25 protein-coding genes and 1 other RNA gene are annotated in these 26,905 nt (G+C 46.7%); 21 read left to right on the top strand and 5 right to left on the bottom strand.

Annotation, left to right across the window (positions count from 1 at the left end):
- Positions 1-252 precede the first annotated feature (252 nt).
- The 5 genes from petA to sspB all read left to right on the top strand — a co-directional run bounded on the left by petA (position 253) and on the right by sspB (position 4,073).
- Positions 253-843, top strand: a complete 591-nt coding sequence (gene petA / locus H735_RS22540; protein WP_005436095.1) for a ubiquinol-cytochrome c reductase iron-sulfur subunit — start codon at positions 253-255, stop codon at positions 841-843.
- A complete protein-coding gene (locus H735_RS22535) occupies positions 843-2,108 on the top strand; it encodes a cytochrome b (protein ID WP_005436097.1) in 1,266 nt (421 codons plus the stop codon). The genes petA and H735_RS22535 overlap by 1 nt, the downstream gene beginning before the upstream one ends.
- The gene (locus H735_RS22530) at positions 2,105-2,842 is read left to right on the top strand and encodes a cytochrome c1 (RefSeq protein ID WP_005436103.1); all 738 of its coding nucleotides are present in this window, start codon (positions 2,105-2,107) and stop codon (positions 2,840-2,842) included. The genes H735_RS22535 and H735_RS22530 overlap by 4 nt, the downstream gene beginning before the upstream one ends.
- Positions 2,843-2,938: 96 nt before the next feature.
- A complete protein-coding gene (gene sspA / locus H735_RS22525) occupies positions 2,939-3,574 on the top strand; it encodes a stringent starvation protein SspA (RefSeq protein WP_005436105.1) in 636 nt (211 codons plus the stop codon).
- A gap of 19 nt (positions 3,575-3,593) precedes the next feature.
- Positions 3,594-4,073, top strand: a complete 480-nt coding sequence (sspB, locus tag H735_RS22520; protein WP_020193998.1) for a ClpXP protease specificity-enhancing factor — start codon at positions 3,594-3,596, stop codon at positions 4,071-4,073.
- A gap of 68 nt (positions 4,074-4,141) precedes the next feature.
- Here sspB and H735_RS22515 read toward each other — a convergent pair whose 3' ends face one another.
- Genes H735_RS22515 through H735_RS22500 form a run of 4 tightly spaced genes read right to left on the bottom strand, consistent with a single transcriptional unit; the run spans position 4,142 to position 7,574 of the window.
- Entirely contained in the window at positions 4,142-4,792 is a 651-nt protein-coding gene (locus tag H735_RS22515) for a BON domain-containing protein (RefSeq protein ID WP_020193999.1), read from the bottom strand.
- A 21-nt stretch (positions 4,793-4,813) separates the two neighbouring features.
- Positions 4,814-5,404 (bottom strand): phosphoheptose isomerase, encoded by a 591-nt coding sequence (locus H735_RS22510; protein ID WP_005436112.1) that lies wholly within the window; start codon positions 5,402-5,404, stop codon positions 4,814-4,816.
- 3 nt (positions 5,405-5,407) lie between these two features.
- Positions 5,408-5,776, bottom strand: a complete 369-nt coding sequence (locus tag H735_RS22505) for a YraN family protein (RefSeq protein ID WP_020194000.1) — start codon at positions 5,774-5,776, stop codon at positions 5,408-5,410.
- The gene (locus H735_RS22500) at positions 5,763-7,574 is read right to left on the bottom strand and encodes a penicillin-binding protein activator (protein WP_020194001.1); all 1,812 of its coding nucleotides are present in this window, start codon (positions 7,572-7,574) and stop codon (positions 5,763-5,765) included. Before H735_RS22500 ends, H735_RS22505 begins: the two co-directional genes overlap by 14 nt.
- Before the next feature lie 68 nt (positions 7,575-7,642).
- Here H735_RS22500 and rsmI point away from each other — a divergent pair, with 68 nt between their 5' ends.
- The 16 genes from rsmI (at position 7,643) to lpxC (ending at position 26,043) form a co-directional block, all read left to right on the top strand.
- On the top strand, positions 7,643-8,506 hold the full coding sequence (gene rsmI / locus H735_RS22495) for a 16S rRNA (cytidine(1402)-2'-O)-methyltransferase (protein ID WP_020194002.1): 864 nt from the start codon (positions 7,643-7,645) through the stop codon (positions 8,504-8,506).
- 243 nt (positions 8,507-8,749) lie between these two features.
- Positions 8,750-9,178: RNase P RNA component class A (gene rnpB / locus H735_RS29700), an RNA gene on the top strand.
- A gap of 176 nt (positions 9,179-9,354) precedes the next feature.
- Positions 9,355-10,305, top strand: coding sequence for a 16S rRNA (cytosine(1402)-N(4))-methyltransferase RsmH (rsmH, locus tag H735_RS22485; protein ID WP_005436119.1), 951 nt, complete (start codon positions 9,355-9,357; stop codon positions 10,303-10,305).
- Between the two features lie 5 nt (positions 10,306-10,310).
- On the top strand, positions 10,311-10,628 hold the full coding sequence (ftsL, locus tag H735_RS22480) for a cell division protein FtsL (RefSeq protein WP_005428577.1): 318 nt from the start codon (positions 10,311-10,313) through the stop codon (positions 10,626-10,628).
- On the top strand, positions 10,625-12,430 hold the full coding sequence (locus H735_RS22475; protein WP_020194004.1) for a peptidoglycan glycosyltransferase FtsI: 1,806 nt from the start codon (positions 10,625-10,627) through the stop codon (positions 12,428-12,430). Before ftsL ends, H735_RS22475 begins: the two co-directional genes overlap by 4 nt.
- A gap of 60 nt (positions 12,431-12,490) precedes the next feature.
- A complete protein-coding gene (gene murE, locus H735_RS22470) occupies positions 12,491-13,972 on the top strand; it encodes a UDP-N-acetylmuramoyl-L-alanyl-D-glutamate--2,6-diaminopimelate ligase (RefSeq protein ID WP_020194005.1) in 1,482 nt (493 codons plus the stop codon).
- A complete protein-coding gene (locus H735_RS22465) occupies positions 13,969-15,333 on the top strand; it encodes a UDP-N-acetylmuramoyl-tripeptide--D-alanyl-D-alanine ligase (RefSeq protein ID WP_020194006.1) in 1,365 nt (454 codons plus the stop codon). Before murE ends, H735_RS22465 begins: the two co-directional genes overlap by 4 nt.
- On the top strand, positions 15,333-16,415 hold the full coding sequence (gene mraY, locus H735_RS22460) for a phospho-N-acetylmuramoyl-pentapeptide-transferase (protein ID WP_005428568.1): 1,083 nt from the start codon (positions 15,333-15,335) through the stop codon (positions 16,413-16,415). Before H735_RS22465 ends, mraY begins: the two co-directional genes overlap by 1 nt.
- A gap of 39 nt (positions 16,416-16,454) precedes the next feature.
- Complete coding sequence (gene murD, locus H735_RS22455) at positions 16,455-17,768, top strand: UDP-N-acetylmuramoyl-L-alanine--D-glutamate ligase (RefSeq protein WP_020194007.1); 1,314 nt, start codon at positions 16,455-16,457, stop codon at positions 17,766-17,768.
- An 18-nt stretch (positions 17,769-17,786) separates the two neighbouring features.
- A complete protein-coding gene (gene ftsW, locus H735_RS22450; protein ID WP_005436129.1) occupies positions 17,787-18,983 on the top strand; it encodes a cell division protein FtsW in 1,197 nt (398 codons plus the stop codon).
- The gene (gene murG / locus H735_RS22445; RefSeq protein ID WP_020194008.1) at positions 18,970-20,037 is read left to right on the top strand and encodes an undecaprenyldiphospho-muramoylpentapeptide beta-N-acetylglucosaminyltransferase; all 1,068 of its coding nucleotides are present in this window, start codon (positions 18,970-18,972) and stop codon (positions 20,035-20,037) included. Before ftsW ends, murG begins: the two co-directional genes overlap by 14 nt.
- Before the next feature lie 22 nt (positions 20,038-20,059).
- Entirely contained in the window at positions 20,060-21,517 is a 1,458-nt protein-coding gene (gene murC / locus H735_RS22440; protein WP_005447797.1) for a UDP-N-acetylmuramate--L-alanine ligase, read from the top strand.
- 191 nt (positions 21,518-21,708) lie between these two features.
- Positions 21,709-22,494: a cell division protein FtsQ/DivIB gene (locus tag H735_RS22435; RefSeq protein WP_005436132.1), complete on the top strand. Its 786-nt coding sequence runs from the start codon at positions 21,709-21,711 to the stop codon at positions 22,492-22,494.
- Positions 22,487-23,749, top strand: coding sequence for a cell division protein FtsA (ftsA, locus tag H735_RS22430; RefSeq protein ID WP_005436133.1), 1,263 nt, complete (start codon positions 22,487-22,489; stop codon positions 23,747-23,749). The genes H735_RS22435 and ftsA overlap by 8 nt, the downstream gene beginning before the upstream one ends.
- 30 nt (positions 23,750-23,779) lie before the next feature.
- Positions 23,780-25,024: a cell division protein FtsZ gene (ftsZ, locus tag H735_RS22425; RefSeq protein WP_005436149.1), complete on the top strand. Its 1,245-nt coding sequence runs from the start codon at positions 23,780-23,782 to the stop codon at positions 25,022-25,024.
- A gap of 101 nt (positions 25,025-25,125) precedes the next feature.
- A complete protein-coding gene (gene lpxC, locus H735_RS22420) occupies positions 25,126-26,043 on the top strand; it encodes a UDP-3-O-acyl-N-acetylglucosamine deacetylase (protein WP_005436150.1) in 918 nt (305 codons plus the stop codon).
- A 71-nt stretch (positions 26,044-26,114) separates the two neighbouring features.
- On the opposite strand, the gene H735_RS22415 is transcribed toward lpxC, so the two are convergent.
- A complete protein-coding gene (locus H735_RS22415) occupies positions 26,115-26,573 on the bottom strand; it encodes a DUF721 domain-containing protein (protein WP_005436153.1) in 459 nt (152 codons plus the stop codon).
- Between the last annotated feature and the right edge of the window lie 332 nt (positions 26,574-26,905).

Genomic DNA, 26,905 nt, shown 5'->3' with positions numbered 1-26,905 from the left:
CTCGTTTCTAGCCATTCTTCGTTTCGCTTTCTTGTTACAAATCACATCTATTTTTTATAATTTTGCCGCTTTTGTGACGGCGTGAGCGATTTGCCTCACAATTGTTACAAAAAGGTAGCTTTATCTTGTCAAAAAGTAGGGTTTTCTTTATCATTTCCCCCCAATAAATAGAACTAAATTCATTATTTGTTAGCCATGCTCTTATAAGCGGAATAATAACGATCCAAAGGGAGCAAATGGGAGAATGTTTGGATGAGCAACGCGCCTTTAAATAACGGTCGCAGGCGTTTTCTAACCGCTACAACGGCAGTTGTTGGTGGATTAGGGGCAGCTGCCGTCGCCGTGCCTTTTATCAAATCATGGAATCCGAGCGCCAAAGCAAAAGCTGCAGGTGCGCCGGTGGAAGTGGATATCAGTAAAATCGAAGCCGGTCAGATGGTTCGTGTTGAGTGGCAAGGTAAACCTGTATGGGTTGTACGTCGTACTCAAGAAGTGGTGGATAACCTAAAGAACATCGACGGACAGCTTCGTGACCCACAATCAGAAATGGAACAACAGCCAGTTTATGCTCAGAATGCGCATCGTTCGATCAAGCCTGAGTATTTCGTGGCAGTTGGCTTCTGTACTCACTTAGGTTGTTCACCGACCTATCTACCTGACACGTTCTCAGAGCAAGTCCAAGGCGTTAAGTCTGGCTTCTTCTGCCCATGTCATGGTTCTAAATTCGATATGGCTGGTCGAGTGTTCCAAGGTGTTCCTGCACCTCTGAACCTTGTGGTTCCTAAGCACATGTATTTGAGTGATACGAAGCTCATGATCGGTGTTGATGAGGGAGACGCATAATGCAAGCACTACTAGACTGGGTTGAAAAACGAATTCCCGCGATGAATGCTTATAAAAAGCATTTGTCTGAATACCCAATGCCTAAGAACTTCAACTTTTGGTACCTTTTCGGTTCTCTGGCAATGTTGGTACTGGTTAACCAAATCCTAACGGGTATCTGGTTAACAATGAACTACGTTCCATCTGGTGATGGTGCGTTTGCTTCTATCGAATACATCATGCGTGACGTTGATTACGGCTGGTTGTTGCGTTACATGCACTCAACTGGCGCATCAGCGTTTTTCGTTGTTGTTTACCTGCACATGTTCCGTGGTCTGATTTACGGTTCATACCAAAAGCCTCGTGAGCTACTTTGGATCTTCGGTATGTTGATCTTCTTGGTTCTAATGGCAGAAGCCTTCATGGGTTACCTATTACCATGGGGTCAGATGTCATACTGGGGTGCTCAGGTAATCATTTCTCTGTTTGGTGCGATTCCTGTCATCGGTGACGACTTAACACTTTGGATCCGTGGTGACTACATCATCTCTGGTGCAACGCTGAACCGTTTCTTCGCACTACACGTTATTGCACTACCTATCGTTCTACTTCTTCTTGTTGTGTTGCACGTATTGGCACTGCACGAAGTTGGCTCTAACAACCCGGATGGTATCGAGACTAAGTTGCCAAAAGGTTCAATGGGCGACGATTACGAAACGCAATTCAAGTTCCACGATTACTACACGAAGAAATACGACATCATCGATTCGATTCCTTTCCACCCGTACGGTACGGTTAAGGACTTGGTTGGTGTCGCTGGTTTCTTGTTCTTCTTCTGTTACGTGCTGTTCTTCAACCCAGAGATGGGTGGATATTTCCTTGAGCCGCCTAACTTTGAAGCTGCAAACCCACTGAAGACACCCGAGCACATCGCTCCTGTATGGTACTTCACTCCATTCTACGCAATCTTGCGTGCGGTTCCAGACAAACTATTGGGTGTAATCCTAATGGGTGCGTCAATTGCAGTACTGTTTGTTCTACCTTGGTTGGACCGTTGTAAAGTGCGTTCATACCGTTACCGTAGCAAACTGCACCTGTTGAATATTGTTCAGTTCACTATCGCCTTTATCGCTCTGGGTATTTTGGGTGCACTGCCGGCAACGCCGCTGTACACAATTCTGTCTCAGATCTTTAGCTTGTGTTACTTCATGTTCTTTGTACTGCTGTTCTTCTACAGCAAAAATGAAGCAACCAAACCATTACCAGAGAGGGTGACATTCAAATGAAGAAGTGGATTGTAATTCTATTTGCTATGTTGCCATCTCTCGCGATGGCAGCGGGTGCCAACGTACCGCTAGACAAGGCGAACGTGGACCTATCGGATAAAGCTTCGCTGCAAAACGGCGCGAAGCTATTCATGAACTACTGTTTTGCTTGTCACTCAACGCAATACCAGCGTTACGAGCGAGTAGCGACAGACTTGGATATTCCTGCTGATCTAATGAAGGAAAACCTGATTTTTGATCCTGAAGCGAAAATCGGTGACCTAATGGTTAATGCGATGCCTGCGAAGCAAGCGGGTGACTGGTTTGGTGCGCCGCCACCGGATCTAACACTTGTTGCTCGAGTTCGTGGTGCAGACTGGCTGTACACTTACCTGCGCTCTTTCTATGTTGACCCATCTCGTCCATTCGGCGTGAACAACATTGTTTTCCCAAGTGTTGGTATGCCGCACGTTCTTGAAGAGCTTCAAGGTATCCCGACGCCAGTTTACGGCACAAAAGTTGTGGACGGTGAAGAAGTACAAGTGGTTGTTGGTACTGAAACTAACGGAACGGGTGAGCTAAGCTCTGGCGAGTATGATAAAGCAGTTGGCGACCTAGTGAACTTCCTAGTTTACTCTGGTGACCCAGTTCAGCTAGAGCGTCATGCGCTTGGTTGGTGGGTAATGGGCTTCCTAGTTCTACTAACAATTGTTGTCGTGATGCTCAAGAAAGAGTATTGGCGTGATGTGCATTAATTGTGCTATCATACCGTGCTAATTCCCAATTTTAATTGACGAATAATGGAGGCTTAGCCTCCATTATTTTTATTTGTAAGTGTGCTGGAGGGCTCCATGGCTGTAGCTGCCAATAAACGTTCTGTGATGACTCTTTTCTCAAGTGCATCAGATTTGTATAGCCATCAGGTTCGCATCGTATTAGCTGAAAAAGGCGTAAGTGTTGAAGTTGAGCTTGTTGATGAAGCTAACCTTCCTGCTGAGCTTGTGGAACTGAACCCATACAAGTCAGTACCAACTCTTGTGGACCGTGAGCTAGCTCTTTACGATTCAAAAATCATCATGGAGTACTTGGACGAGCGTTTCCCTCATCCACCTCTAATGCCTGTTTACCCAGTTGCTCGTGGTAACAGCCGTCTGATGATGTACCGTATTGAACGCAACTGGTACTCACTAGCTGAAAAGGTTGTTAAAGGTAACGCGGAAGAATCAGAAAAAGCACGTACTAAACTACGTAACGATCTTCTGACTCTTGCACCAATCTTTGCAGAATACGAATACTTCATGAGTGAAGAGTTCAGCCTAATCGATTGTTACCTAGCTCCACTATTGTGGCGTCTACCTCAACTAGGTATCGACCTTGTAGGCCCTGGTTCTAAAGAGATCAAAGTTTACATGAACCGCGTATTTGAACGTGATTCATTCCTTGCTTCTCTAACTGAAGCTGAACGTGAAATGCGTCTAGTTCGCTAAGCGATTTAGATAACACGTTATGGATATTGCAAAAATGACTGCTCGCCGTCCGTACATGCTTCGCGCATTCTACGAGTGGCTAGTAGACAATGACTTAACTCCACACTTGGTGGTTGATGCAACCATGCCAGGTGTACGTGTACCAGTTGAGTTTGTTCAAGATGGTCAAATCATCTTGAACATTGCTCCACGTGCTGTTGGTCAACTTGAGTTGGGTAATGATGCGATTACCTTCCACGCTCGTTTTAGTGGTCGTCCGCATTCGGTTATCGTGCCTGTTTACGCTGTACAAGCGATTTACGCACGTGAGAATGGTGCTGGCACCATGTTTGAACCAGAAGAAGCATACACCCATATTGAAGAGGAAGGGATTGTCGAAGAAGAGCAGTCTCCAACTTTCACCACGGTGAATGATGAATCTGAAATCGTGGACTCTGAGTCTGAAGAGGAAGAAACACCTCGCCCGAAAGGCAGACCAAGCTTACGAGTTATCAAATAAAAAAAGCAGCGTCGATACGCTGCTTTTTTCTTATCTAATTCAGCCTTTTTGATAACAGGCTTAGTCACTTATCCAAGCTCGTTTACCGTCGTCTCTTTTTCTGTCTCTGCCGGCACTGTATTTGCCGCCTCTGGCTCTTCAACTTCTAGTGGTTTTTCATCACCATATTGGAAGCCTTTGATTACTTGTTTTACGCCTGAGATATTGCGTGTGATCTCTGTTGCTCTCTCACTTTGTTCTGGCGTTACATAACCAAACAAGAATACATCACTGTCTTCAGTGATGACTTTCACTTTCACGCCATTAAGCTCACTGTCGGTAAGCAATGCTGATTTCACTTTAGTCGTGATCCAGCTGTCGTTGCTGATTTGTGTCACGCTCAGAGGCTCTTTTTGCTTAATTTGGTTATGGATGTTCTTCACCCCATTTACTTCACGAGCTTTGCTTTCAAACTCGTTGATGAGGTCTTGAGTTGGGGCTTGGCCCATTAATACGACAGTACCGTTGTATGAGCTTGCAACGACGCGTGCTTTGCCTTTGAAAGGGGCTTTATTGCCAATTGCAGCGACTTCGAATTCGATGTTGTTGTCTTGCCAAATTTCTTTGGTCGTGCGCGTATCTGTAACGAGATTGGCAGTGGTTGCTGCCCCTGCAATAAACAAACCTGCACAGCCGCTCATGCTCAGCGCTGCGCACAAAATGACAAGACTACGTATCATAATTCTAAACTCTCAATTCGGTTATTCTTCGTGAGCTGGGAAAAGTACTTGGTCGATTAGATCACACAGACAGTGAAGTGTCACCATGTGCACTTCATGAATGCGCGCTGTACGATGTGATGGGATGCGGATCTCAACATCATTCTCGCCAAGCAGGCCAGCCATTTCACCACCGTCTTTGCCCGTTAGGGCGATGATGGTCATATCGCGTGTTACAGCTGCTTCCATCGCTTTAAGAACGTTTTTGCTGTTACCACTGGTCGAAATGGCTAATAAAATGTCGCCAGGCTGACCAAAGGCGCGTACTTGCTTAGAGAAGATCTCTTGGTAGTGGTAATCGTTCGCTACAGCAGTCAATGTTGTGTTATCTGCTGTTAAAGCCATTGCTGGAAGGCTAGGGCGCTCAGTTTCGAATCGGTTCAAAAGGCAAGATACAAACTGTTGCGAGTTCGATGCACTGCCACCGTTACCACAGCATAGGATTTTATTGCCATTGAGTAGGCTCGACACCATAGCTTGAGCGGCGTGAGTAATGGCATCTGGCAACGCTTCTGCTGCCGCAATTTGAATTTGAATACTTTCTGTAAAACTGTCTTTAATGCTGTCTAGCATCGTTTATCCTTCAGAGATTGCATTTTGTATCCAGTTAATGTCTCGACCATTGTCGTGAATGGCGACCACATCAAACCGATAATCGATATTGTTTGCCGAGCGCTTTTGCTGGCTTAGCCAAATTTGGGCTGTTTTGACTAGTTTACGCATTTTTGCGCGGGTGACCATTTCTGCTGCTGAGCCAAAGCTATCATTCTTACGATATTTGACCTCAACAAAGACGATAGTTTCACCTTGTTGGAAGATTAAATCAATTTCACCGACTTTAGTCAGAAAATTTTGATCTAAAAAGCGCAAACCCTGGCGCTGCAAATACTGCTTCGCCAGGGTTTCATATTGGTTGCCGATTTGTCTCTTACTAAAGAGCCCCACGCTCAGCCCAGTCTAGCTCACGTTCTACAACACAGTTGTTGTCGATGCTAAGCACGCCCGTCTGACCGCTTACCGAGTAACCCGGCAGAAGCTTCATTTGTGGCAATTCACCAATCAGTTTGTACGCGTCCATACCCAGCGCTTCCAAGCGTTTTTCCATGTTAGATTGATCTGCCCATAGCTCATTCATTTCTGCTTCGATGGTTGGATCTGGATTGATCAGCATTGGAATGTCACTGTAAGCCACGCCTGATAGATCTTCGTATGTCGCACCACCGCTGTTACTGCGTGAGTTTGAGAACAATTTAGGTGGTTTAGCGTCTGGGTTAATCGCCACTTCAATAAATGGCTTAATAAGCGTAAGTTCAGAGCTGCGAGCAACAATGTACACCGCGTCCACATCACGACGGCTGCGTGGTGGGCTCTCTAAAGAAATACGCATTAGAGACTGCATTTGTGCGATACGTTGTTGGCTCTCTTGTAAGCCAAATACGCTGTTAATGTTCTTCTGAAGCTGACGCTTGTCGCCAAAGTAGCTCGAAGCCACTTTGTTTGAGCTGTACTTGCGCCATTCTTCATTAAACGCTTCAACCACACGCTGACCGTAAGCGCCATTTGGTGCCAAGATCATTGGGAATTGGTAGCCTTGATTGAACAAGTATTTTGCTGCTTGCGCCACTTCTTGTTCAGGAGACAGTGCTAGATAACACATGTCTGTACCTGGTTGAACGTCTTCAGGAATGTTCAATGCTAGAGCTGGGATCTTCACGCCAGTTTCTGAGCCATCCAAGGTCGCTTGTAGCTTCTCAACGTTTTCTTTTTGCAAAGGACCAACAACAAAGTCGATGTTCTCGTTGATTAGACGCTGTTTGATTTGATCCGCCGAATAAGCGTGAGTATCGATCACAGTTAGCGTCGCGCTTGGATCGCGCATGTCATCGTTCATCATTGCAAAGATGAAGCCATCACGAATCAGCTGTGCTTGCGGAGCAAACTTGCCTGTAAGAGGCAGTAGTAGAGCCGTGTTGTTTGGCTTAACGATTTCTAAAGACAGAATGTTTTGAATTTCAACTGGTGTGTAAACCGCTGCTGGGTGAGATGGGTTTTCACTTAGCCAACGTTCAAGCGTGTTCTTTAGTTGTGGAATGTTGCTTGAAAGGGTCTTTGAGTAGATTGCTAGTTGCAACCAGCCATCAAGTACATCTTCATTCGGTGCCGTTTGCAGTGCCGTTAGTTCACTTTCTGAATAGCTGGCAAAGTTCATCCAAATACGGCTAGAGATCTCACGTTGTTCTGCTGATGAAGCATATTGACCCTGCGCAACCAACTGGCGGTTTGCTTCGAACGGTCGATTCATGCTTTGGTAAGCATCTGCACGTAGTTCGTAGTAGTCTTTCCACTGCTCACTTGGCAGTTTCCAGTTAGGTTGGAAGTTCAGCGTTTGCAGCAATTGTGGGTAATTGCCTTTCTTTTGCTGTATGGTCGCACGGGCTAATTGCCACTCTGCTTGTTGAACTTCGGTCAATTGCTGACGAGAAAGACGCTTGATCAGCAACTCCGCTTGATCCAATTCGTTCGCTTGAATTGCCGCTTTGGTTGCCATGATCAACCAGTCGTTTTGTAAGCTACCTTCGGTGCTATCCGCTTGAATCATGTAGTTCTGAACAGACTGTGTCGGCTCAAGTGTAATATCAACGCTATCTGGTTGGCGCGGGCCTGAAGAACAGGCGGCGAGCGTAATTGCCAGTGCAACAGGAGTAAGTAAGCGTGGTACACTGAGTCTCTTATGGTTCATCATTGCCGTGAGTTCTCTATAATTTTGTACAAAATTGTCTCTATATTAATCGTTGAAGTGATGGTAAACAAATGACAGATAAAAATAAGTTGCCGAATGAGGGGCCAACTCTTTACATCGTACCGACTCCAATCGGAAATTTAGCGGATATCACACAACGTGCTATCGAAGTTCTGTCGAATGTGGACATCATTGCCGCTGAGGATACTCGACATACGGGCAAATTACTGTCTCACTTCAATATCCAAACCAAAACTTTCGCGTTGCACGATCATAACGAGCAGCAAAAAGCGCAAGTACTGGTTGAAAAGCTATTATCAGGTCAATCTATCGCATTGGTGTCTGATGCTGGTACGCCGCTAATAAGCGATCCAGGATACCATTTGGTGACAAAATGTCGTCAAGCGGGCGTTAGAGTTGTGCCTCTTCCTGGTGCGTGTGCGGTCATCACTGCGTTAAGTGCGTCGGGCTTGCCTTCTGATCGCTTTAGTTTCGAAGGCTTTCTACCACCGAAAAGCAAAGGCCGTAAAGACAAGTTCTTGGAAATTGCGTCAGTGGAACGCACTTGTATCTTCTATGAATCGCCGCATCGCATTTTAGACTCTCTACAAGATATGTTAGACGTTCTTGGCCCAGAACGAGAAGTTGTCTTGGCACGAGAGTTAACTAAAACCTTTGAAACCATTCAAGGAATGCCACTAGGTGAGCTGATTGAGTGGGTAAAAAGCGATGATAACCAACAGCGCGGTGAGATGGTTCTGCTTATTCACGGTCACCGTGACTCCACAGAAGATACTCTGCCAGACGAAGCAACCCGCACACTGGGTATTTTGACTAAAGAGCTTCCATTGAAGAAAGCCGCGGCACTTGCTGCAGAAATCTACAGCCTAAAGAAAAATGCACTGTATAAGTGGGGATTGGAGAATCTGGACTAAGCATAAAGAACGCTTCGCTTCGAGAGGCGGGATTAGAGAAGTGCGCTTTAGTCGTTTCGTGCAAGAGCCGTTAGTTTTCAGAGATATTTAGATAAGATTGAGAAGGGAGTTGTTAACGCGACTCCTTTTTTTATGAGTGCTGGCTCTTCGGGATGCTGCCTTTTTGACCACTTAACCAACCGTTTTCAGCATTTCTGTGATCTCACTAGACTCTGGGGGGATAACTCTATACAATCCGCCCTCGGAGCTGACTGGGTAGTCGCTGCTTTGTTGATGTCCTTCGGGAGACTGACGTCGAAGTCCCTTTGGGAGACTGACGTTGACGTCCTTCGGGAGACTGACAAAGGGGAGGAAAGTCCGGGCTTCATAGAGCAAGGTGCCAGGTAACGCCTGGGGGGCGCAAGCCTACGACAAGTGCAGCAGAGAGAAGACCGCCGATGGCCCTAGGGCACAGGTAAGGGTGAAAGGGTGCGGTAAGAGCGCACCGGACGACTAGTAATAGTTCGTAGCAGGGTAAACTCCACCTGAAGCAAGACCAAATAGGCCTCCACATTGCGTTGCTCGCGTAAGGAGGCGGGTAGGTTGCTCGAGCCAGTGAGTGATTGCTGGCCTAGACGAATGGCTACCGCCGCGCAAGCGGAACAGAACCCGGCTTATGTGTCGGCTCCACCTATTCGAGACCCATCTCTACTTCGGTAGTGATGGGTTTTTTGCATTTAATTGACGCAAACTATGTCATTACCAATAAACTTGGCGCTGAATCACGTCTAACTTTAGACTTGAGGTGGCGATGATGTGGGAAATCAGTACACTAAAGAATCGCTTCAAGATCATTCAACGAGACAGCTATGACCGAAACATTTCAACATATCTCCGTGTTATTAAATGAATCCATTGATGGCTTGGCTATCAAACCCGATGGTATCTATATCGATGGAACATTTGGCCGTGGCGGTCACAGCCGAACTATCTTGTCGAAACTCGGTGAAAACGGCCGACTTTACAGCATCGACCGTGACCCGCAAGCTATCGCAGAAGCGGCTAAAATCGACGATCCTCGTTTCACCATCATCCATGGTCCATTCTCAGGCATGGCGCAGTACGCAGAAGATTATGGCCTTGTTGGTAAAGTCGATGGTGTCTTGCTAGACCTTGGTGTGTCGTCTCCGCAACTTGATGATGCTGAACGTGGTTTTAGCTTTATGAAAGACGGCCCATTAGACATGCGTATGGACCCAACATCTGGTATCCCGGTGTCTCAATGGCTAATGGAAGCAGATCTTGATGATATCACTTGGGTGATTCGTGAGTTTGGTGAAGATAAGCATGCTCGCCGTATCGCAAAAGCTATTGTTGCTTATCGCGAAGATGAAGAAAATGAGCCAATGGTTCGTACTGGTCAGCTCGCAAAACTGATCTCAGATGCGGCACCAAAGAGCTTTAAAGAGAAAAAACACCCAGCAACCCGTGCTTTTCAGGCTTTTCGCATTTACATCAACAGTGAATTAGAAGAAATTGATACAGCGCTAAAAGGCGCGGCAAGCATTTTGGCTCCTGAAGGACGTTTGTCTGTGATCAGTTTCCACTCATTGGAAGATCGCATGGTGAAACGCTTCATTCGTAAAGAGAGCAAAGGCCCAGAAGTGCCACATGGCATTCCTATGACGGAAGAACAAATCCGAGCGCTTGGCAGTGCAAACATGAAGCCGATTGGTAAAGCGAATAAACCAACGAAACAAGAAATTGACATGAACCCGCGCTCTCGAAGCTCAGTGCTAAGAATTGCAGAAAAGCTTTAATTATTATGACGAAAACCACTCCTAATCTTGCTAAGTTGATTGCGACGGACTTGATTACCGTCGGTCGCTGGTCGTTGTTGTTGATGATATTGATCTTCGCAACTGCAATGGGAGTGGTGTTTGCCACTCATCATGCGCGTCAAGCGATCACTGAAAAAGATCATACATTGGTTGAGCGAGAGCGATTGGACAGCGAATGGCGCAACCTGATGTTGGAAGAAACAGCCCTCGCGGAACATAGTCGCGTTCAAGACTTGGCAAAGAAGGACCTTGAAATGAAACGACCAGATGGCGATAAAGAAGTGGTTATCACGTTAAAATGATTGGAAAAAAAGCCAAATCTAAACAAGGAAATACGCGCAAGCCTGCTGCGAAAGAAAAAAAAGTAGCTGCGGCAAAACCGCAACCCACCAAAGAACCTAAAGAAGCAGAAGTCGTTGAAGAGCCCGAGTCGTTTTTGATTCGCTGGCGCTTTCAGTTACTGCTGTTTTTTGTCTTCTGTGCCTTTGCTCTTCTCGTTGGGCGAGTGGCCTATATTCAAATTATCGAGCCTGATAACCTGATCAAGCAAGGTGACCTTCGTTCTGTCCGCGTTAAAGCCATTCCTTCGGCGCGCGGTATTATCTCTGATCGTAACGGCGAGCCTCTCGCGGTGAGTGTTCCTGTTGAGGCTGTTTGGGCAGATCCTAAGACCATCTTCAAAGAAGGCGCTTTGCAGCAAACTAAGAGTTGGTACGCACTCGCTGATGTACTTGGTTTGGATCGTCAAGGTCTGATCAACAAAATCAAAAAGAACGAAAAACGTCGTTTTATCTATCTACAACGCCAAGTTAGCCCTGCAATGGCGAACTACATTCGTGAACTCAAACTACCTGGTGTTGGCTTGAAGTCGGAGTCTCGTCGTTACTACCCGGCCGGTGAGGTTAGTGCTCACTTAGTTGGTGTAACAGGCATTGACGGCCATGGCTTAGAAGGCGTGGAACGAAGCTATGACGAGTGGTTAACTGGCGCAGCAGGTAAGAAAACCATCCGTAAAGACCGTTATGGGCGCGTGGTAGAAAACATTGCTCTTGAAGAGAAACAAGAAGGTAAACCACTGCAACTGACAATTGATCAGCGCATACAAGCGGTGGCGTATCGTGCTATCAAGCAGGCTGTAGCCGATCACCGTGCAACATCTGGATCGGTTGTGATTCTTGACGTTAAAACGGGTGCGGTTCTCGCGATGGTGAATGCACCTTCTTACAACCCGAATAACCGCAGTGATTGGCAAAGTTACAAAATGCGTAACCGTGTGATTACTGACTCATTGGAACCTGGCTCAACCATTAAGCCTTTTGTTGTTTTGGCCGCATTAGAAAATGGGGTGGCAGACAAAGATACGATCGTTGATACGGGTAACGGTATTCTTCAACTCGGTGGTAGCCGCGTTCGTGATGCGCCAAAAGTCGGCAAAGCGAGCCTAACTACGATTCTAAAGAAATCGAGTAACATCGGTGTGACCAAGCTGGCGATGCAAATGCCGGTTGAAGCTTTACTTGGCTTGTACAGTTCTGTTGGTCTTGGCGAGCTGTCAGGTTTGAACTTGGTTGGTGAAGTAGTTGGTATTTTCCCGAGCCGATCGCGTTGGTCTCCGATTGAGCGTGCGACCATCTCGTTTGGTTATGGTTTGTCAGTTACGCCAATCCAACTAGCGCATGCCTATGCGACGCTAGGTAACTTGGGCAAGTATGAGCCGATTCATATCATCGAAAGTAACGATAATGACATGGCTCGCCAAGTCGTGAGCAAAGAGAATGCTCGTCTCGTCTTAGACATGCTTGAAACGGTAACGCAAAAAGGCGGTTCTGCTCGTCGTGCTGCGGTTCCAGGTTACCGAGTTGGTGCCAAAACAGGTACTGCGCGTAAGGCAAGTGCAGGTGGCTATAGTGATGAGTACATCAACTATACAGCAGGTGTTGCGCCAGTAAGTGACCCACGTTTAGCGCTTGTGGTTGTGGTTAATGAACCACAAGGTGACGACTACTACGGTGGTTCGGTAGCCTCGCCGGTTTTCTCTGAAATCATGAAAGGCGCACTGCAAATTCTGAACGTTGCCCCTGACGAAAATAAATTCCAACAGTAGGCTTATCCGCGTACTGAGAAACAAAATGAAGAAAGCTGAGCTAATGCTCGGAGAATAAATATGACTAAAGCCATCAGTATGGACACGCTGCTTTCCACTTGGGTAGATTGCCCGAGCTTGTCGTCCATTCTTGTTTCTGAATTAGAGCTCGACAGTCGACGAGTTCAGTCTGGAACAACCTTTGTAGCTATCATTGGCCATGTTGTGGATGGACGTAAATTTATCCCAACCGCGATTGAGCAAGGTGCGAATGCGGTGATTGCTCAAGCTTGTGAGCAAAAAGCGCATGGCACAATTGAGATTGTTGATGATGTTCCAGTGATTTACCTTGATGCACTGGATAAGTGCCTATCTGAAATTGCGGGTCATTTGTATACCTACCCGACGATGGATTTGATTGGTGTCACTGGTACCAACGGCAAGACCACCATCACTCAGCTTATTGCTCAATGGATTGATTTGGTCGGTTCAAAAGCAGCGGTCATGGGTACGACAGGGAATGGCTTTCTAGATAATCTACAAGAAGCCGCGAATACCACGGGTAATGCGGTTGAAATCCAAAAGACATTGTCGTCTTTAGCGGAACAAAAAGCACAATACACGGCGCTTGAAGTTTCTTCCCACGGCTTAATTCAAGGTCGCGTTAAAGCGCTGTCTTTTGCCGCTGGCGTGTTCACTAACCTGAGCCGTGATCATCTTGATTACCATGGCACGATGGAAGAGTATGCCAATGCCAAGCTGACGTTGTTTACCGCCCATCAATGCGAGCATGCGATCATCAATGTCGATGACATGATGGGAGCGTCGTGGGCAAAACAACTGACTAACGCGCTTGCTGTATCTCTCAAACCAAACAATGAATTTTCTCAAAGCGTATATGCAAACCACATCGCTTATGCTGAATCTGGTATCACGATTGAGTTTGATGGCAAATTTGGTGAAGGTACTTTGCATGCGCCACTTATCGGAGAGTTCAATGCCGCGAACCTGATGTTGGCATTCACGACGTTACTTAGTCTCGGTTTTAGCAAGCAAGATTTGCTGGCGACGGCTGGTCAATTGCAACCCGTTCTTGGTCGTATGGAACTGTTCCAGGCTGACGACAATGCCAAAGTAGTGGTGGATTACGCTCACACGCCTGACGCGCTAGAAAAAGCCCTGCAAGCATTGCGTGTGCATTGCCAAGGTGAGCTTTGGGCTATCTTCGGCTGTGGTGGTGATCGTGATGCTGGTAAGCGCCCAATGATGGCGGAAATTGCCGAGCGTTTGGGTGACAAAGTGGTACTTACCGATGACAACCCTCGTAGCGAAGATCCAGCGCTGATCATGAAAGACATGTTGGCAGGTCTAACGAAACCAGCTGAGGCGATTGTGCAACATGACCGTTTTAAAGCGTTGTCTTACGCACTTGAGCATGCCTCTTCACAAGACATTATCCTTCTGGCGGGCAAAGGCCATGAGGACTACCAAATTTTAAATTCTGGAACCATCCATTACTCTGACCGCGAGTCAGCCATGACACTATTGGGGCTTTCATCATGATCACAGTAACGCTTTCTCAAATTGCCGATATCACTGGCGGTGAACTGGTTGGCAACGACCTCTCTATTGAATCTGTTTCGACCGACACTCGAGCTATCGAACAAGGTGCTCTGTTTGTTGCTTTGGTTGGAGAGCGTTTTGATGCTCACGATTTCTGCCAACAGGCGGTTGAGTCGGGAGCGGGTGCTTTATTGGTACAAAAAACGCTTAATGTGAATGTGCCTCAAGTCGTTGTTGCCGATAGTAAGGTAGCATTAGGTCAAGTGGCAGCTTGGATTCACCAAGCATGTCAAACGCCGACGGTCGCGATCACAGGTAGCTGCGGTAAAACCACCGTGAAAGAGATGGTTGCTAGTATTTTGCAGCTGAAAGGCAAAGTTCTGTTTACTGCGGGCAACTTCAACAATGACATCGGCGTGCCACTGACGTTGCTGCGCTCTCAACAAGACGATGACTTCGCAGTGATTGAGCTGGGTGCGAACCATGTTGGTGAAATTGAATACACGACTCAACTGGTTAAGCCTGACATCGCGATGGTCAACAACGTGGCGGCAGCGCACCTAGAAGGATTCGGTTCTATCGATGGCGTTAAACAAGCTAAAGGTGAAATCTACCAAGGGCTAGCTGCTGGTGGCATTGCGATTGTTAACTTAGACAGCAATGGTGAAGCCAAGTGGGACCGAGTATTAGCAGATAAGAAAGTCATTACTTTTTCGCAAAATAATACTGACGCAGATTTCTACGCTTCTAACATCGTGTTGAACGCCGCAGGCGAAGCAAGCTTTGACTTACATATCGCAGCAACTTCACAAGAAATTGAACTGTCTCTGGGTATTATTGGTCAACACAACGTGGCGAATGCGATTGCTGCTTCTATCATCGCGTTGCAATTTGGCGCAACCTTAGAAGAGGTTCGAACGGGTCTGAAGCACTTAAACAAGGTCAAGGGTCGTGTTGAAGTGGAAGAGCTTAGCGATAACGTCAAATTGATTGATGATAGCTACAACGCGAGCGTTCCGGCAATGAAAGCGGCAGTAGATCTATTGTCGGCTTTTCAGGGACAGCGTTGGTTGATTTTAGGCAATATGGCGGAGTTGGGTGAGGAAAGTCTTGCACTTCATCGTCAAGTCGGGGAACATGCTGCCCCACAAAAATTTGAACATGTTCTCACGTATGGTGCAGATGCGAAGGTCATTAGCGAGCTTTGCGATGGCATCCATTTCGAGACACATCAAGAGATGATTGACTACATCAAGCAGCATCTAGACCAAGCGGGTCCTGAACACCACACAATGCTGGTGAAAGGCGCGAACGGTGCACGTATGTTTGAAGTCGCTGCTGCTTTGAAGGAGTATTATTAATGATTATTTGGCTTGCCGAGCTGCTACAGCCATACCTATCTTTTTTCCGATTGTTTGAATACCTGTCTTTTCGAGCAATCCTCAGCGTACTTACCGCTCTAGGTCTCTCTCTATGGATGGGACCTATCATGATCAAGCGTCTACAGATGCTCCAAATTGGTCAGGTTGTTCGTAACGAAGGTCCAGAATCCCACTTTAGCAAACGTGGTACCCCAACAATGGGCGGTATCATGATTTTGGCTGCTATCTCTATCACTATTCTTTTATGGACTGACTTATCGAACCCATACGTATGGGCGGTACTGACGGTGCTGCTTGGTTATGGTGCTATCGGCTTTGTCGATGACTATCGTAAGGTCGTGCGTAAGAACACTGACGGTTTGATTGCTCGTTGGAAGTACTTTTGGCAATCGTTAATTGCGTTTGTAGTGGCGTTTGCGTTGTACGCTTACGGCAAAGACACTGCCGCAACTCAACTTGTTGTGCCGTTCTTTAAAGACATCATGCCGCAACTTGGTTTGATGTACATTATCCTGACTTACTTTGTAATCGTGGGTACCAGTAACGCAGTAAACCTCACCGATGGTCTAGATGGTTTGGCAATCATGCCTACAGTTCTTGTTGCGGCTGGTTTTGCGGTGATTGCATGGGCAACAGGTAACGTTAACTTCTCTGAATACCTTCATATTCCTTACCTACCGCACGCTTCTGAATTGGTTGTGGTATGTACGGCAATTGTTGGTGCAGGTCTTGGTTTCTTGTGGTTTAACACATACCCAGCACAAGTGTTCATGGGCGATGTGGGTTCACTAGCACTCGGTGGTGCGCTTGGCACAATCGCAGTATTGGTTCGTCAAGAGTTGGTACTGGTGATCATGGGCGGTGTATTTGTAATGGAGACACTATCGGTAATTCTACAGGTAGGTTCTTACAAACTTCGCGGCCAGCGTATTTTCCGCATGGCACCGATTCACCACCACTACGAATTAAAAGGTTGGCCAGAGCCTCGCGTAATCGTGCGCTTCTGGATTATTTCTATGGTTCTTGTTCTGATTGGTCTAGCGACACTGAAAGTGCGTTAATCGCACTTTCCAAGAACAAGACAAATTGCGTGATCAAATATGGAACGTTGGCAAAACATACATAAGGTCGTCGTTGTAGGGCTCGGTATTACCGGGCTCTCTGTCGTTAAACACCTTGCAAAAAATCAGCCGCAACTGGCGGTTAAAGTCATCGATACGCGTGCGAATCCACCGGGAGCGGAGCGTTTACCTGAGCAGGTAGAGCTGCACAGTGGCAGTTGGAATACTGAGTGGTTGGCAGATGCTGACCTAGTGGTGACTAACCCTGGAATTGCACTGGCAACGCCAGAGATTCAAACCATCATTGCGAAAGGTACGCCCGTCGTTGGTGATATCGAACTTTTCGCGTGGGCCGCCGATAAGCCAGTTATTGCGATTACCGGATCTAATGGTAAAAGCACGGTCACAGACCTAACCGGCGTGCTAGCAAAAGCTGCCGGGTTAACGGTTGGTGTTGGTGGCAATATCGGGGTTCCTGCTCTCGATTTGCTAGGGCAAGACGCAGATTTGTATGTACTTGAACTGTCTAGCTTCCAACTAGAAACCACATCAAGCTTGAAGCTTAAAGCGGCGGCGTTTCTAAACCTTTCGGAAGACCACATGGATCGTTATGACGGCATGGCGGACTACCGACAAGCTAAGCTGCGTATTTTTGATAACGCAGAACTGGCAGTGGTTAACCGTGATGATCGAGAAACCTTCCCTGAGACTGAAACACCGTTGGTGACGTTTGGTAGTGATGAACAAGCATACGGCCTTGAAGTTGACGGTAATCGTACTTGGCTGCTTGATCATGGCCAGCGTGTGATTGCCAGTGATGAATTGAAGTTGGTTGGTCAGCACAACCTTGCTAACGCACTTGTGGTGCTTGCTCTGCTTAAAGCGGCGGGTGTGGATTATCACAAATCATTGAATGCACTGAAAACTTACACGGGTTTGACACATCGATGCCAAGTGGTTGCGGATAATCGTGGCGTAAAATGGGTGAATGACTCAAAAGCAACCAATATTGCGAGCACTATGGCTGCACTCTCTGGCCTTGAATCAACGGGTAAACTTTACTTACTCGTTGGTGGTGTCGGCAAAGGTGCGGACTTCACTCCATTAAAACCGATCTTTGCAACGCTGAACCTACAATTGTGCTGCTTCGGTGCAGATGGCGATGAATTTATGCCACTGCATGAATCAGCAACTCGTTTCGACACCATGGAAGATGTGATTCAACAGATATCTTCGCAGTTAAAAACGGGCGATATGGTGATGCTATCTCCGGCATGTGCTAGCTTTGATCAGTTCGACAACTTTATGGCAAGAGGTGACGCATTTGCAGCTCTTGCTGAGAAATACGCATAATTAAAGGTCACACACTTCGTGGGTTTAGGTAACGTTAAACGCAGCATTGGCACTTGGCTTAAGCATCCTGCACCAGAGGCGCTCTTTGATCGTCAACTTGTCTGGATTGCGCTGGGTTTGATGTTAACTGGCTTGGTGATGGTGACGTCGGCATCATTCCCGATCAGCTCACGTTTAACGGACCAACCGTTTCACTTCATGTTCCGTCACGCCACTTTCTTGGTGCTGGCGATTGGTGTTTCCTCCGTTATCCTCCAAGTACCTCTAGAGCAATGGTTTAAGAGAAGTCACTACCTTCTATGGATAGCTTTTGGATTGCTCATCATCGTATTGGTGGCAGGTAAATCGGTAAACGGTGCATCCCGCTGGATACCGCTTGGCCTTTTCAACTTGCAGCCAGCCGAGGTGGCGAAGCTCTCCTTGTTTGTCTTTATGTCCGGTTATCTGGTGCGTAAGCAAGATGAAGTGCGTCAAACCTTCTTCGGCGGTTTTATGAAGCCGATAATGGTGTTCGCCTTCTTCGCCGTATTGCTTCTAGGGCAGCCCGATTTAGGTACCGTAGTCGTAATGTTGGTGACCTTGTTCGGTATGCTATTCATTGCCGGCGCTAAACTGACGCAATTCTTAGCTCTGATGATTGCCGGTATCGGTGCCGTAGTTGGCCTCATCTTGGTAGAGCCATATCGTATTCGCCGTGTGACGTCATTCTTAGACCCTTGGGAAGACCCATTCGGCAGCGGTTATCAGCTCACTCAGTCACTCATGGCGTTTGGTCGTGGTGAGTGGTTTGGCCAAGGTCTCGGTAACTCAATTCAAAAACTCGAATATCTACCAGAAGCACACACCGACTTCGTATTTGCGGTGTTAGCAGAAGAGCTTGGCTTTGTAGGCGTAGTATTGGTGTTGATGCTGATCTTCAGCTTGGTACTTAAAGCCGTTTACATCGGCAAGCGTGCTTTTGATGAAGGCGAAATGTTTGGTGGTTACCTCGCATTTGGTATCGGTATTTGGTTTGCTTTTCAGACTTTGGTTAACGTCGGCGCAGCTGCTGGTATCGTTCCGACCAAAGGTCTTACTCTACCGCTGATCAGTTACGGTGGTTCGAGTCTTATTATCATGTCCGTGGCAGTATCTATCTTGCTGCGAATCGATCACGAGTGCCGCTTAAAGCGCGGTCAGAAAGAATCAGAACAACAAATCGATGAAGAAAAATAAACGTTTGATGGTGATGGCTGGTGGTACTGGCGGTCACGTGTTCCCAGGTCTTGCGGTAGCGAAGCAGTTACAAGAGCAAGGTTGGGAGATTCGCTGGTTAGGCACCGCGGATAGAATGGAAGCGGATTTAGTGCCAAAACACGGCATTGAAATCGACTTTATCAAAGTAAAAGGTCTACGAGGTCAAGGCGTTAAGCGTCTTCTTGCGGCACCATTTCAAATTATCAATGCCATCATGCAGGCTCGTGCGCACATGAAACGCTGGCAGCCAGATGCAGTGCTTGGCATGGGCGGTTATGTGAGTGGTCCTGGTGGTATTGCCGCTTGGATGAGCGGCATTCCTGTTGTTCTGCATGAGCAAAATGCAGTCGCAGGTTTAACGAACCAATGGTTATCAAAAATCGCTAAGAAGGTTTTTCAGGCTTTCCCTGGCGCTTTTCCAAATGCTGAAGTAGTTGGTAACCCAGTTCGTGAAGACGTGACTCAATTAACTGCGCCAATCGAGCGCATGCAAGAACGCCAAGGTCCAATTCGCATTTTGGTGATGGGTGGCAGCCAAGGCGCACGTATTCTTAACCAAACTTTGCCAGAAGTGATGGCAAAATTGGGCGATGATTACTGTATTCGTCATCAAGCGGGCAAAGGCTCCGCTGAAGAGGTGAACGCAGCATACCAAGCTAATGGTGTGGTAAATGCAGAAGTAACGGAGTTCATTGATGACGTGGCAGAAGCTTACGCATGGGCTGACCTTCTAGTTTGTCGCTCTGGAGCGTTAACCGTTTCTGAAGTATCAGCGGCAGGTGTAGGCGCTATTTTTGTTCCGTTTATGCATAAAGACCGCCAGCAGGCACTGAATGCTGACCACTTGGTGGATTGCGGCGCGGCGAAAATGATTGAACAACCAGATTTAACCGTTGAGTCACTTACTCAGCAGATCCAACAATTGGATCGACAAGCTTTACTTACAATGGCTGAGCAAGCGCGTGGCGCTGCAAAATTGAATGCTGACCGAGTTGTCGCACAAGCCATTGTCGCTTTGACCGAAAAGCGTTAACGAATTATTGAGAATAGAATTGATGACAATCCAACATACACAAGACTTAGCTCAGATTCGCGCAATGGTGCCAGAGATGCGCCGCGTGAAATCCATCCACTTCATCGGTATTGGTGGTGCGGGCATGAGCGGCATTGCAGAAGTGCTGTTGAACGAAGGCTACCAAATCACAGGTTCTGACCTATCAGAGAACCCAGTGACAGAGCGTTTGGTATCAAAAGGTGCAACCGTATTTATCGGCCACCAAGCGAGCAATGTAGAAAAAGCCAGTGTGGTTGTTGTGTCAACGGCGATCAACGAAGAAAACCCAGAAGTGATGGCGGCACGTGAATTACGTATCCCTATCGTACGCCGCGCAGAGATGTTGGCTGAATTGATGCGATTCCGTCACGGTATTGCTGTCGCAGGTACACACGGCAAAACGACGACGACCGCTCTTGTCACTCAGATCTATTCTGAAGCAGGCCTTGATCCAACGTTTGTAAACGGTGGTCTGGTAAAGAGCGCGGGTACAAATGCGCGCCTAGGTTCTAGCCGAATTTTGATTGCTGAAGCAGACGAAAGTGATGCTTCATTCTTGCACCTGCAACCTATGGTGAGCATCGTAACAAACATCGAAGCTGACCACATGGATACTTACGGTGGTGACTTTGAAACCTTGAAGCAAACCTTCATCGATTTCCTTCACAACCTACCGTTTTATGGTCAAGCGATTGTATGCATCGACGATCCTGTGATTCGTGAGCTGATTCCGCGTATTAGCCGCCAAGTGATTACTTACGGCTTCTCTGAGGATGCCGACGTACGTATCGAGAATTACCATCAAGAAGGCCAGCAAGGCAAATTCACCGTGGTACGCGAAGGTCGTGCGAATCTGGATATCACACTAAACATCCCTGGTCGTCACAATGCACTCAATGCATCAGCAGCGATTGCCGTAGCGACAGAAGACGACATCAGTGATGAAGCAATCCTAAAAGCAATGGCAGGTACTCAAGGTACAGGTCGTCGCTTTGATCATTTAGGCGAGTTTGATACTGGCAACGGTCATGCAATGCTTGTTGATGACTACGGTCACCACCCAACAGAAGTGGACGTAACCATTAATGCTGCGCGCAGCGGATGGCAAGACAAGCGTTTGGTGATGATTTTCCAACCGCACCGTTATAGCCGAACTCGTGATTTATACGATGACTTTGCGAATGTACTTGAGCAGGTTGACGTTCTCATCATGTTGGACGTTTACGCGGCTGGTGAAAAGCCAATTGCAGGTGCTGATGGCCGTGCTTTATGCCGAACTATCCGCAGTCGTGGGAAGGTGGATCCAATTTTTGTTCCTGAAATAGAGCAATTGCCTTCAGTTTTAGCTAACGTTATACAAGACGGCGACCTGATTTTGACGCAAGGCGCGGGTGATGTCGGTAAAGTAGCGAAGCAACTTGCAGCACTTGAATTAAACATTAACAAGATGCTCGGCTAACAGCGACGATTGACGCAAAGCACAGAGAAAGACCTAGATCTCGATTTTGCGTCAAGAACGTTGTGATTTATCGCTATCAGTGTTTGATAGTTTACAAGAGCTCAGTATAATCCCAAGGTTAAAGTCAATACTTTTGCCGATGTTAGCTAAATCGGTGAAAAGTACAGGACAAAAGTCAGGAAACGAAGACGTTGTTGAATATTGCACTGAATGAAGAGCGACTTAACACGGATAACAATCGTGGTCGCCAAGATAAAATTTTAGGTGCGCTATTTTTCGTTGTCGTGGTGACCTTAATTAGTTCTGTTTTGTACTCAGCGATCAGTTGGATGTGGGATGACCAAAGGTTACCTCTCTCCAAAATTGTGCTTCAAGGTAAATTGGAGTACGTCACTGCAGACGATGTTCAAGCGGCGTTTAGCCAGATTGATCATATCGGCACCTTTATGTCGCAAGACATTGATGTGCTGCAGCATAGTGTAGAAGCCATTCCTTGGGTTGCGCATGCCGCAATTCGCAAGCAGTGGCCGGACACGGTAAAAGTATTTTTGACAGAACATCGCCCTGTAGCCATCTGGAATGGCAACGAACTGTTAGACAATAATGGTTTGGTATTCGAAGGCGATGTCGGCCTGCTAAAGGAAGAGAAAGTTAAGTTATATGGACCCAATGAAACCGGGCCGGAAGTCTTGCAAACCTATCGCGAACTCCGACCTAAGTTCCAAACATTGGGTCTCGCTATATCGTCTCTAGTATTAAACGAGCGACGAGCTTGGCAAATCATCCTTGATAACGGTATTCGACTAGAGCTCGGTAAAGAGTCTCTGGATGAGCGTATAGAGCGTTTTTTCTCGCTTTATAACAAGCTTGGCAGTGACACTCAAAGAATCAGTTATATCGATCTTAGGTACGATACTGGAGCCGCCGTTGGGTGGTTTCCTGAACATGAGTTAGAACAAGAGAGTACGAATGACTAAGGCCGCTGATGACAACATTATTGTTGGTCTTGATATAGGCACTGCAACCGTATCAGCTCTAGTGGGTGAGATTCTACCGGATGGCCAAATAAATATTATTGGTGCGGGTAGCAGCCCTTCACGTGGCATGGATAAAGGCGGCGTGAATGATTTGGAGTCGGTTGTAAAATCAGTACAACGCGCAGTTGATCAAGCTGAGTTAATGGCGGAATGCCAAATCAGCCGAGTATTCATTTCGTTGTCTGGTAAGCATATCGCAAGCCGAATTGAAAAAGGCATGGGCACTATATCGGACGAGGAAGTTTCTCAAGAAGATATGGATCGCGCTATCCATACTGCAAAATCGATTAAAATCGGTGATGAACAGCGAATCCTTCATGTGATTCCGCAAGAGTTCACCATCGACTACCAAGAGGGCATTAAAAACCCACTTGGTTTATCAGGAGTGAGAATGGAAGTGAGTGTCCATTTGATCTCATGCCATAATGATATGGCACGCAATATTATTAAGGCAGTAGAACGCTGCGGCCTTAAAGTAGAGCAACTTGTGTTTTCTGGGCTTGCTGCAAGTAATGCGGTAATTACCGAGGACGAAAGAGAGCTTGGGGTTTGTGTGGTCGATATCGGCGCTGGTACGATGGATGTTTCTATCTGGACCGGTGGTGCGTTACGTCACACTGAAGTATTTTCTTATGCAGGAAATGCGGTAACTAGCGATATTGCCTTTGCTTTTGGTACGCCAGTGAGCGATGCTGAAGAAATAAAAGTCAAATATGGCTGTGCCTTGAGTGAACTAGTCAGTAAGGATGACACGGTTAACGTTCCAAGCGTGGGTGGCCGACCTTCACGTAGTCTGCAACGTCAGACTTTGTCAGAAGTGATTGAGCCGCGATACTCAGAGCTTATGGGACTGGTTAACCAAACTATCGACTCTGTACAAGCGAAATTGCGCGAAGAGGGCATCAAGCACCATCTCGCCGCGGGTGTAGTTCTCACCGGCGGTGCTGCGCAAATCGAAGGAGTGGTAGAATGTGCGGAACGCGTATTCCGCAACCAAGTAAGGGTCGGCAAACCGCTCGAAGTCAGCGGCTTAACTGACTATGTAAAAGAGCCGTACCATTCTACGGCAGTTGGATTACTTCATTACGCAAGAGACATGCAGTCTAGCGACGATAGCGATTATAATGAACCTAAGCGCTCATCTGTTACTGGCTTTTTCGGTAAATTGCGTAATTGGATACAAAAAGAGTTTTAACCTGAGTTGCAGGATAAACGGAGACAACACATGTTTGAACCGATGATGGAAATGTCTGACGATGCAGTAATCAAGGTCGTTGGAGTTGGTGGCGGCGGTGGTAACGCTGTTGAACACATGGTGCGTGAATCCATCGAAGGTGTGGAATTCATCAGCGTCAACACTGATGCGCAAGCACTTCGTAAGACAAGCGTTGGCAATGTCATTCAGATTGGTGGTGATATCACTAAAGGTCTGGGTGCAGGTGCGAATCCACAGGTCGGCCGTGAGGCAGCTCTCGAAGACAGAGATCGAATTAAAGATTCCCTAACCGGTGCCGATATGGTGTTTATCGCAGCTGGTATGGGTGGTGGTACAGGTACTGGTGCAGCACCTGTTATTGCTGAAGTAGCTAAAGAGCTTGGCATTCTTACTGTTGCGGTAGTAACAAAACCGTTCAGCTTTGAAGGCAAAAAACGTTTGGCATTTGCTGAGCAAGGTATCGACGAACTGTCTAAGCACGTTGACTCTTTGATCACGATTCCAAACGAGAAGCTGCTTAAAGTACTTGGTCGTGGTGTAACACTGCTAGAAGCATTTGCAAGCGCGAACGACGTTCTTAAGAACGCGGTTCAAGGTATTGCAGAGCTAATCACTCGTCCTGGCATGATCAACGTCGACTTCGCAGACGTACGTACTGTGATGTCTGAGATGGGTCATGCAATGATGGGTAGCGGCATCGCGAAAGGCGAAGATCGTGCGGAAGAAGCAGCAGAAATGGCAATTTCTAGCCCGCTTCTAGAAGACATCGATCTAGCAGGCGCTCGTGGTGTTCTTGTTAACATCACTGCTGGTTTGGACATGCGTCTGGACGAGTTTGAGACAGTGGGTAACACAGTGAAAGCATTTGCTTCTGACAATGCGACAGTGGTTATCGGTACTTCTCTAGACCCAGATATGACTGACGAAATCCGTGTAACAGTTGTTGCGACGGGCATCGGCAACGAGAAAAAACCAGACATCACGCTAGTTGCGGGTGGCAAAGCGAAAGTAGCTCCAACAGCTGCTCCGCAAACTCAACCACAACAGCAAGCTGCAGCGCCACAAGCTGAAGAGAAACCGGCACAGACCTTGCAAACTACTCCAGTGCAAGAGAAGCCACAGGTAACTCCTCAGCCGACAAACACAGTTTCATCTCCTGCTTCTTCTGCGAGCCAAAGCTCTGCAGCACCAAAGCAAGAGAAAGAAAGCGGTTATTTAGATATACCGGCATTTTTGCGTCGTCAGGCTGATTAATCTTTAACCCATAAATTTGACATAGCTCAAAATTATGGTAGCATTCACGGTCGACGTTACAGACGGCCGTGTTTTGTAGCACATTTTAGAGAGGCAAGCAGATGATCAGACAACGTACTCTGAAAGAAATAGTGAAAACAACTGGTGTGGGTCTCCACTCTGGTCGTAAAGTCACGCTTACTCTGCGCCCAGCTGCTGCTAATACAGGTATCATTTACCGTCGTACAGATGTAAACCCACCTGTAGATTTTCCAGCTGATCCTGCGTCTGTTCGTGACACTATGCTGTGTACAGCACTAGTGAACGACGAAGGCGTGCGTATTTCAACTGTTGAACACTTGAACGCGGCACTTGCTGGTATGGGCATCGACAACATTATTGTTGAAGTTGACGCACCTGAAATTCCAATCATGGATGGTAGCGCTAGCCCATTCGTATACTTGCTACAACAAGCAGGTATCGAAACGCAAAATGCACCTAAGCGTTTTATCCGTATTAAGAAACCAGTTCGTTTTGAAGATGGCGATAAGTGGGCAGAGTTTGTTCCATTTAACGGCTTCCGTATGGACTTCGAAATTGAATTCAACCACCCTGCGATCGAATCAGACGAGCAACGTCTTCTGTTTGATTTCTCATCTCAAGGTTTCGTTCGCGAGATCTCTCGTGCACGTACGTTTGGTTTCATGCGTGATATCGAATATCTACAATCTCAGAACCTAGTTCTTGGTGGTAGCTTTGATAACGCAATCGTACTGGATGATTACCGTATTCTTAATGAAGAAGGTCTACGCTTTGATAATGAATTTGTTACTCACAAAGTATTGGACGCGATTGGTGACCTTTACATGTGTGGTCATGCAATTATCGGTGAATTCCGTGCGTTCAAATCAGGCCATGGTCTGAACAACCAACTTCTACGTGCTGTTCTTGCAGATCAAGAAGCATGGGAATGGACAACATTCGAAGAAGAAGAAGGTTCACCAGTTGCTTTTGCACAACCAAACATGGTTCTAGCGTAAAATACGCCAACGCAAACAAATTAAAAAAAGTCAGGCAATGCCTGGCTTTTTAGTATCTGAAACTTTGTTATCTATTTTTCGCTATTCTTTTCTGCCATATCGGCAAGGCGCTTCAAACGTTCTTGGATCTTTGGTGGCGCCATATCAGCAATGATTAACAGCGAGTTTGCCGCCGATTCAGTTAATGGCGGACGCTTAGGTTTGTTCTCTTGCTCAAACCGATTACGATATAAAGACGGATTAATCCGAACTTCCACACTCATTAATTTGGCAAAACCTTGCGTTCGCAATTTATTTAGTATCATTAGTCGATCGTAGTCGATCTTCATTTTGATCGCAGCACTCGATACATCAATCAATAAATGACCATTACGCACATTCGCTACTCGGCAATGATCTGCCGTTCCTTTTGGTAAGATCTCTTGAACGGCTTGGTTCAGCTGTAGGATCTCTCCAGCATGCTCTTGAATCTGTTTAAATTGAGATTCAGCAATAAGATCGTCTGTTGAGGTTGGGCGATGATCACGCATAGGTAAAATCTAATTTTGTTGAGATATTGGTATTCTAGAGCAGCTTTCTGCTTAGGTATAGTTTACATTATGGCCTTTATTTTCAGTTCAGTCTGACAATTTGGGTTTAGCAAGTTAGGGCGGATTGTTTTGAAAATGCTGACTTTACGTCTTGAGCCTTATGCAATACTGGCTAATCCGCCATCAGTTTGTCTAAAAACTTACGAGTGCTTCAAACAAATACGTCTATTTATGGTTGTATCGATGAAAAATCCTTACACTAAGCCACATTGATTCAAAATTTAGCCTTGAAATATGGATGTTTGAACTCAATATCTTTGATAAATGATTTA

Origin of the sequence: Vibrio owensii CAIM 1854 = LMG 25443, assembly GCF_000817815.1 — a bacterium.
Classification (GTDB): Bacteria; Pseudomonadota; Gammaproteobacteria; order Enterobacterales; family Vibrionaceae; genus Vibrio; species Vibrio owensii.
This window is presented reverse-complemented; position numbering and strand designations above follow the sequence as displayed.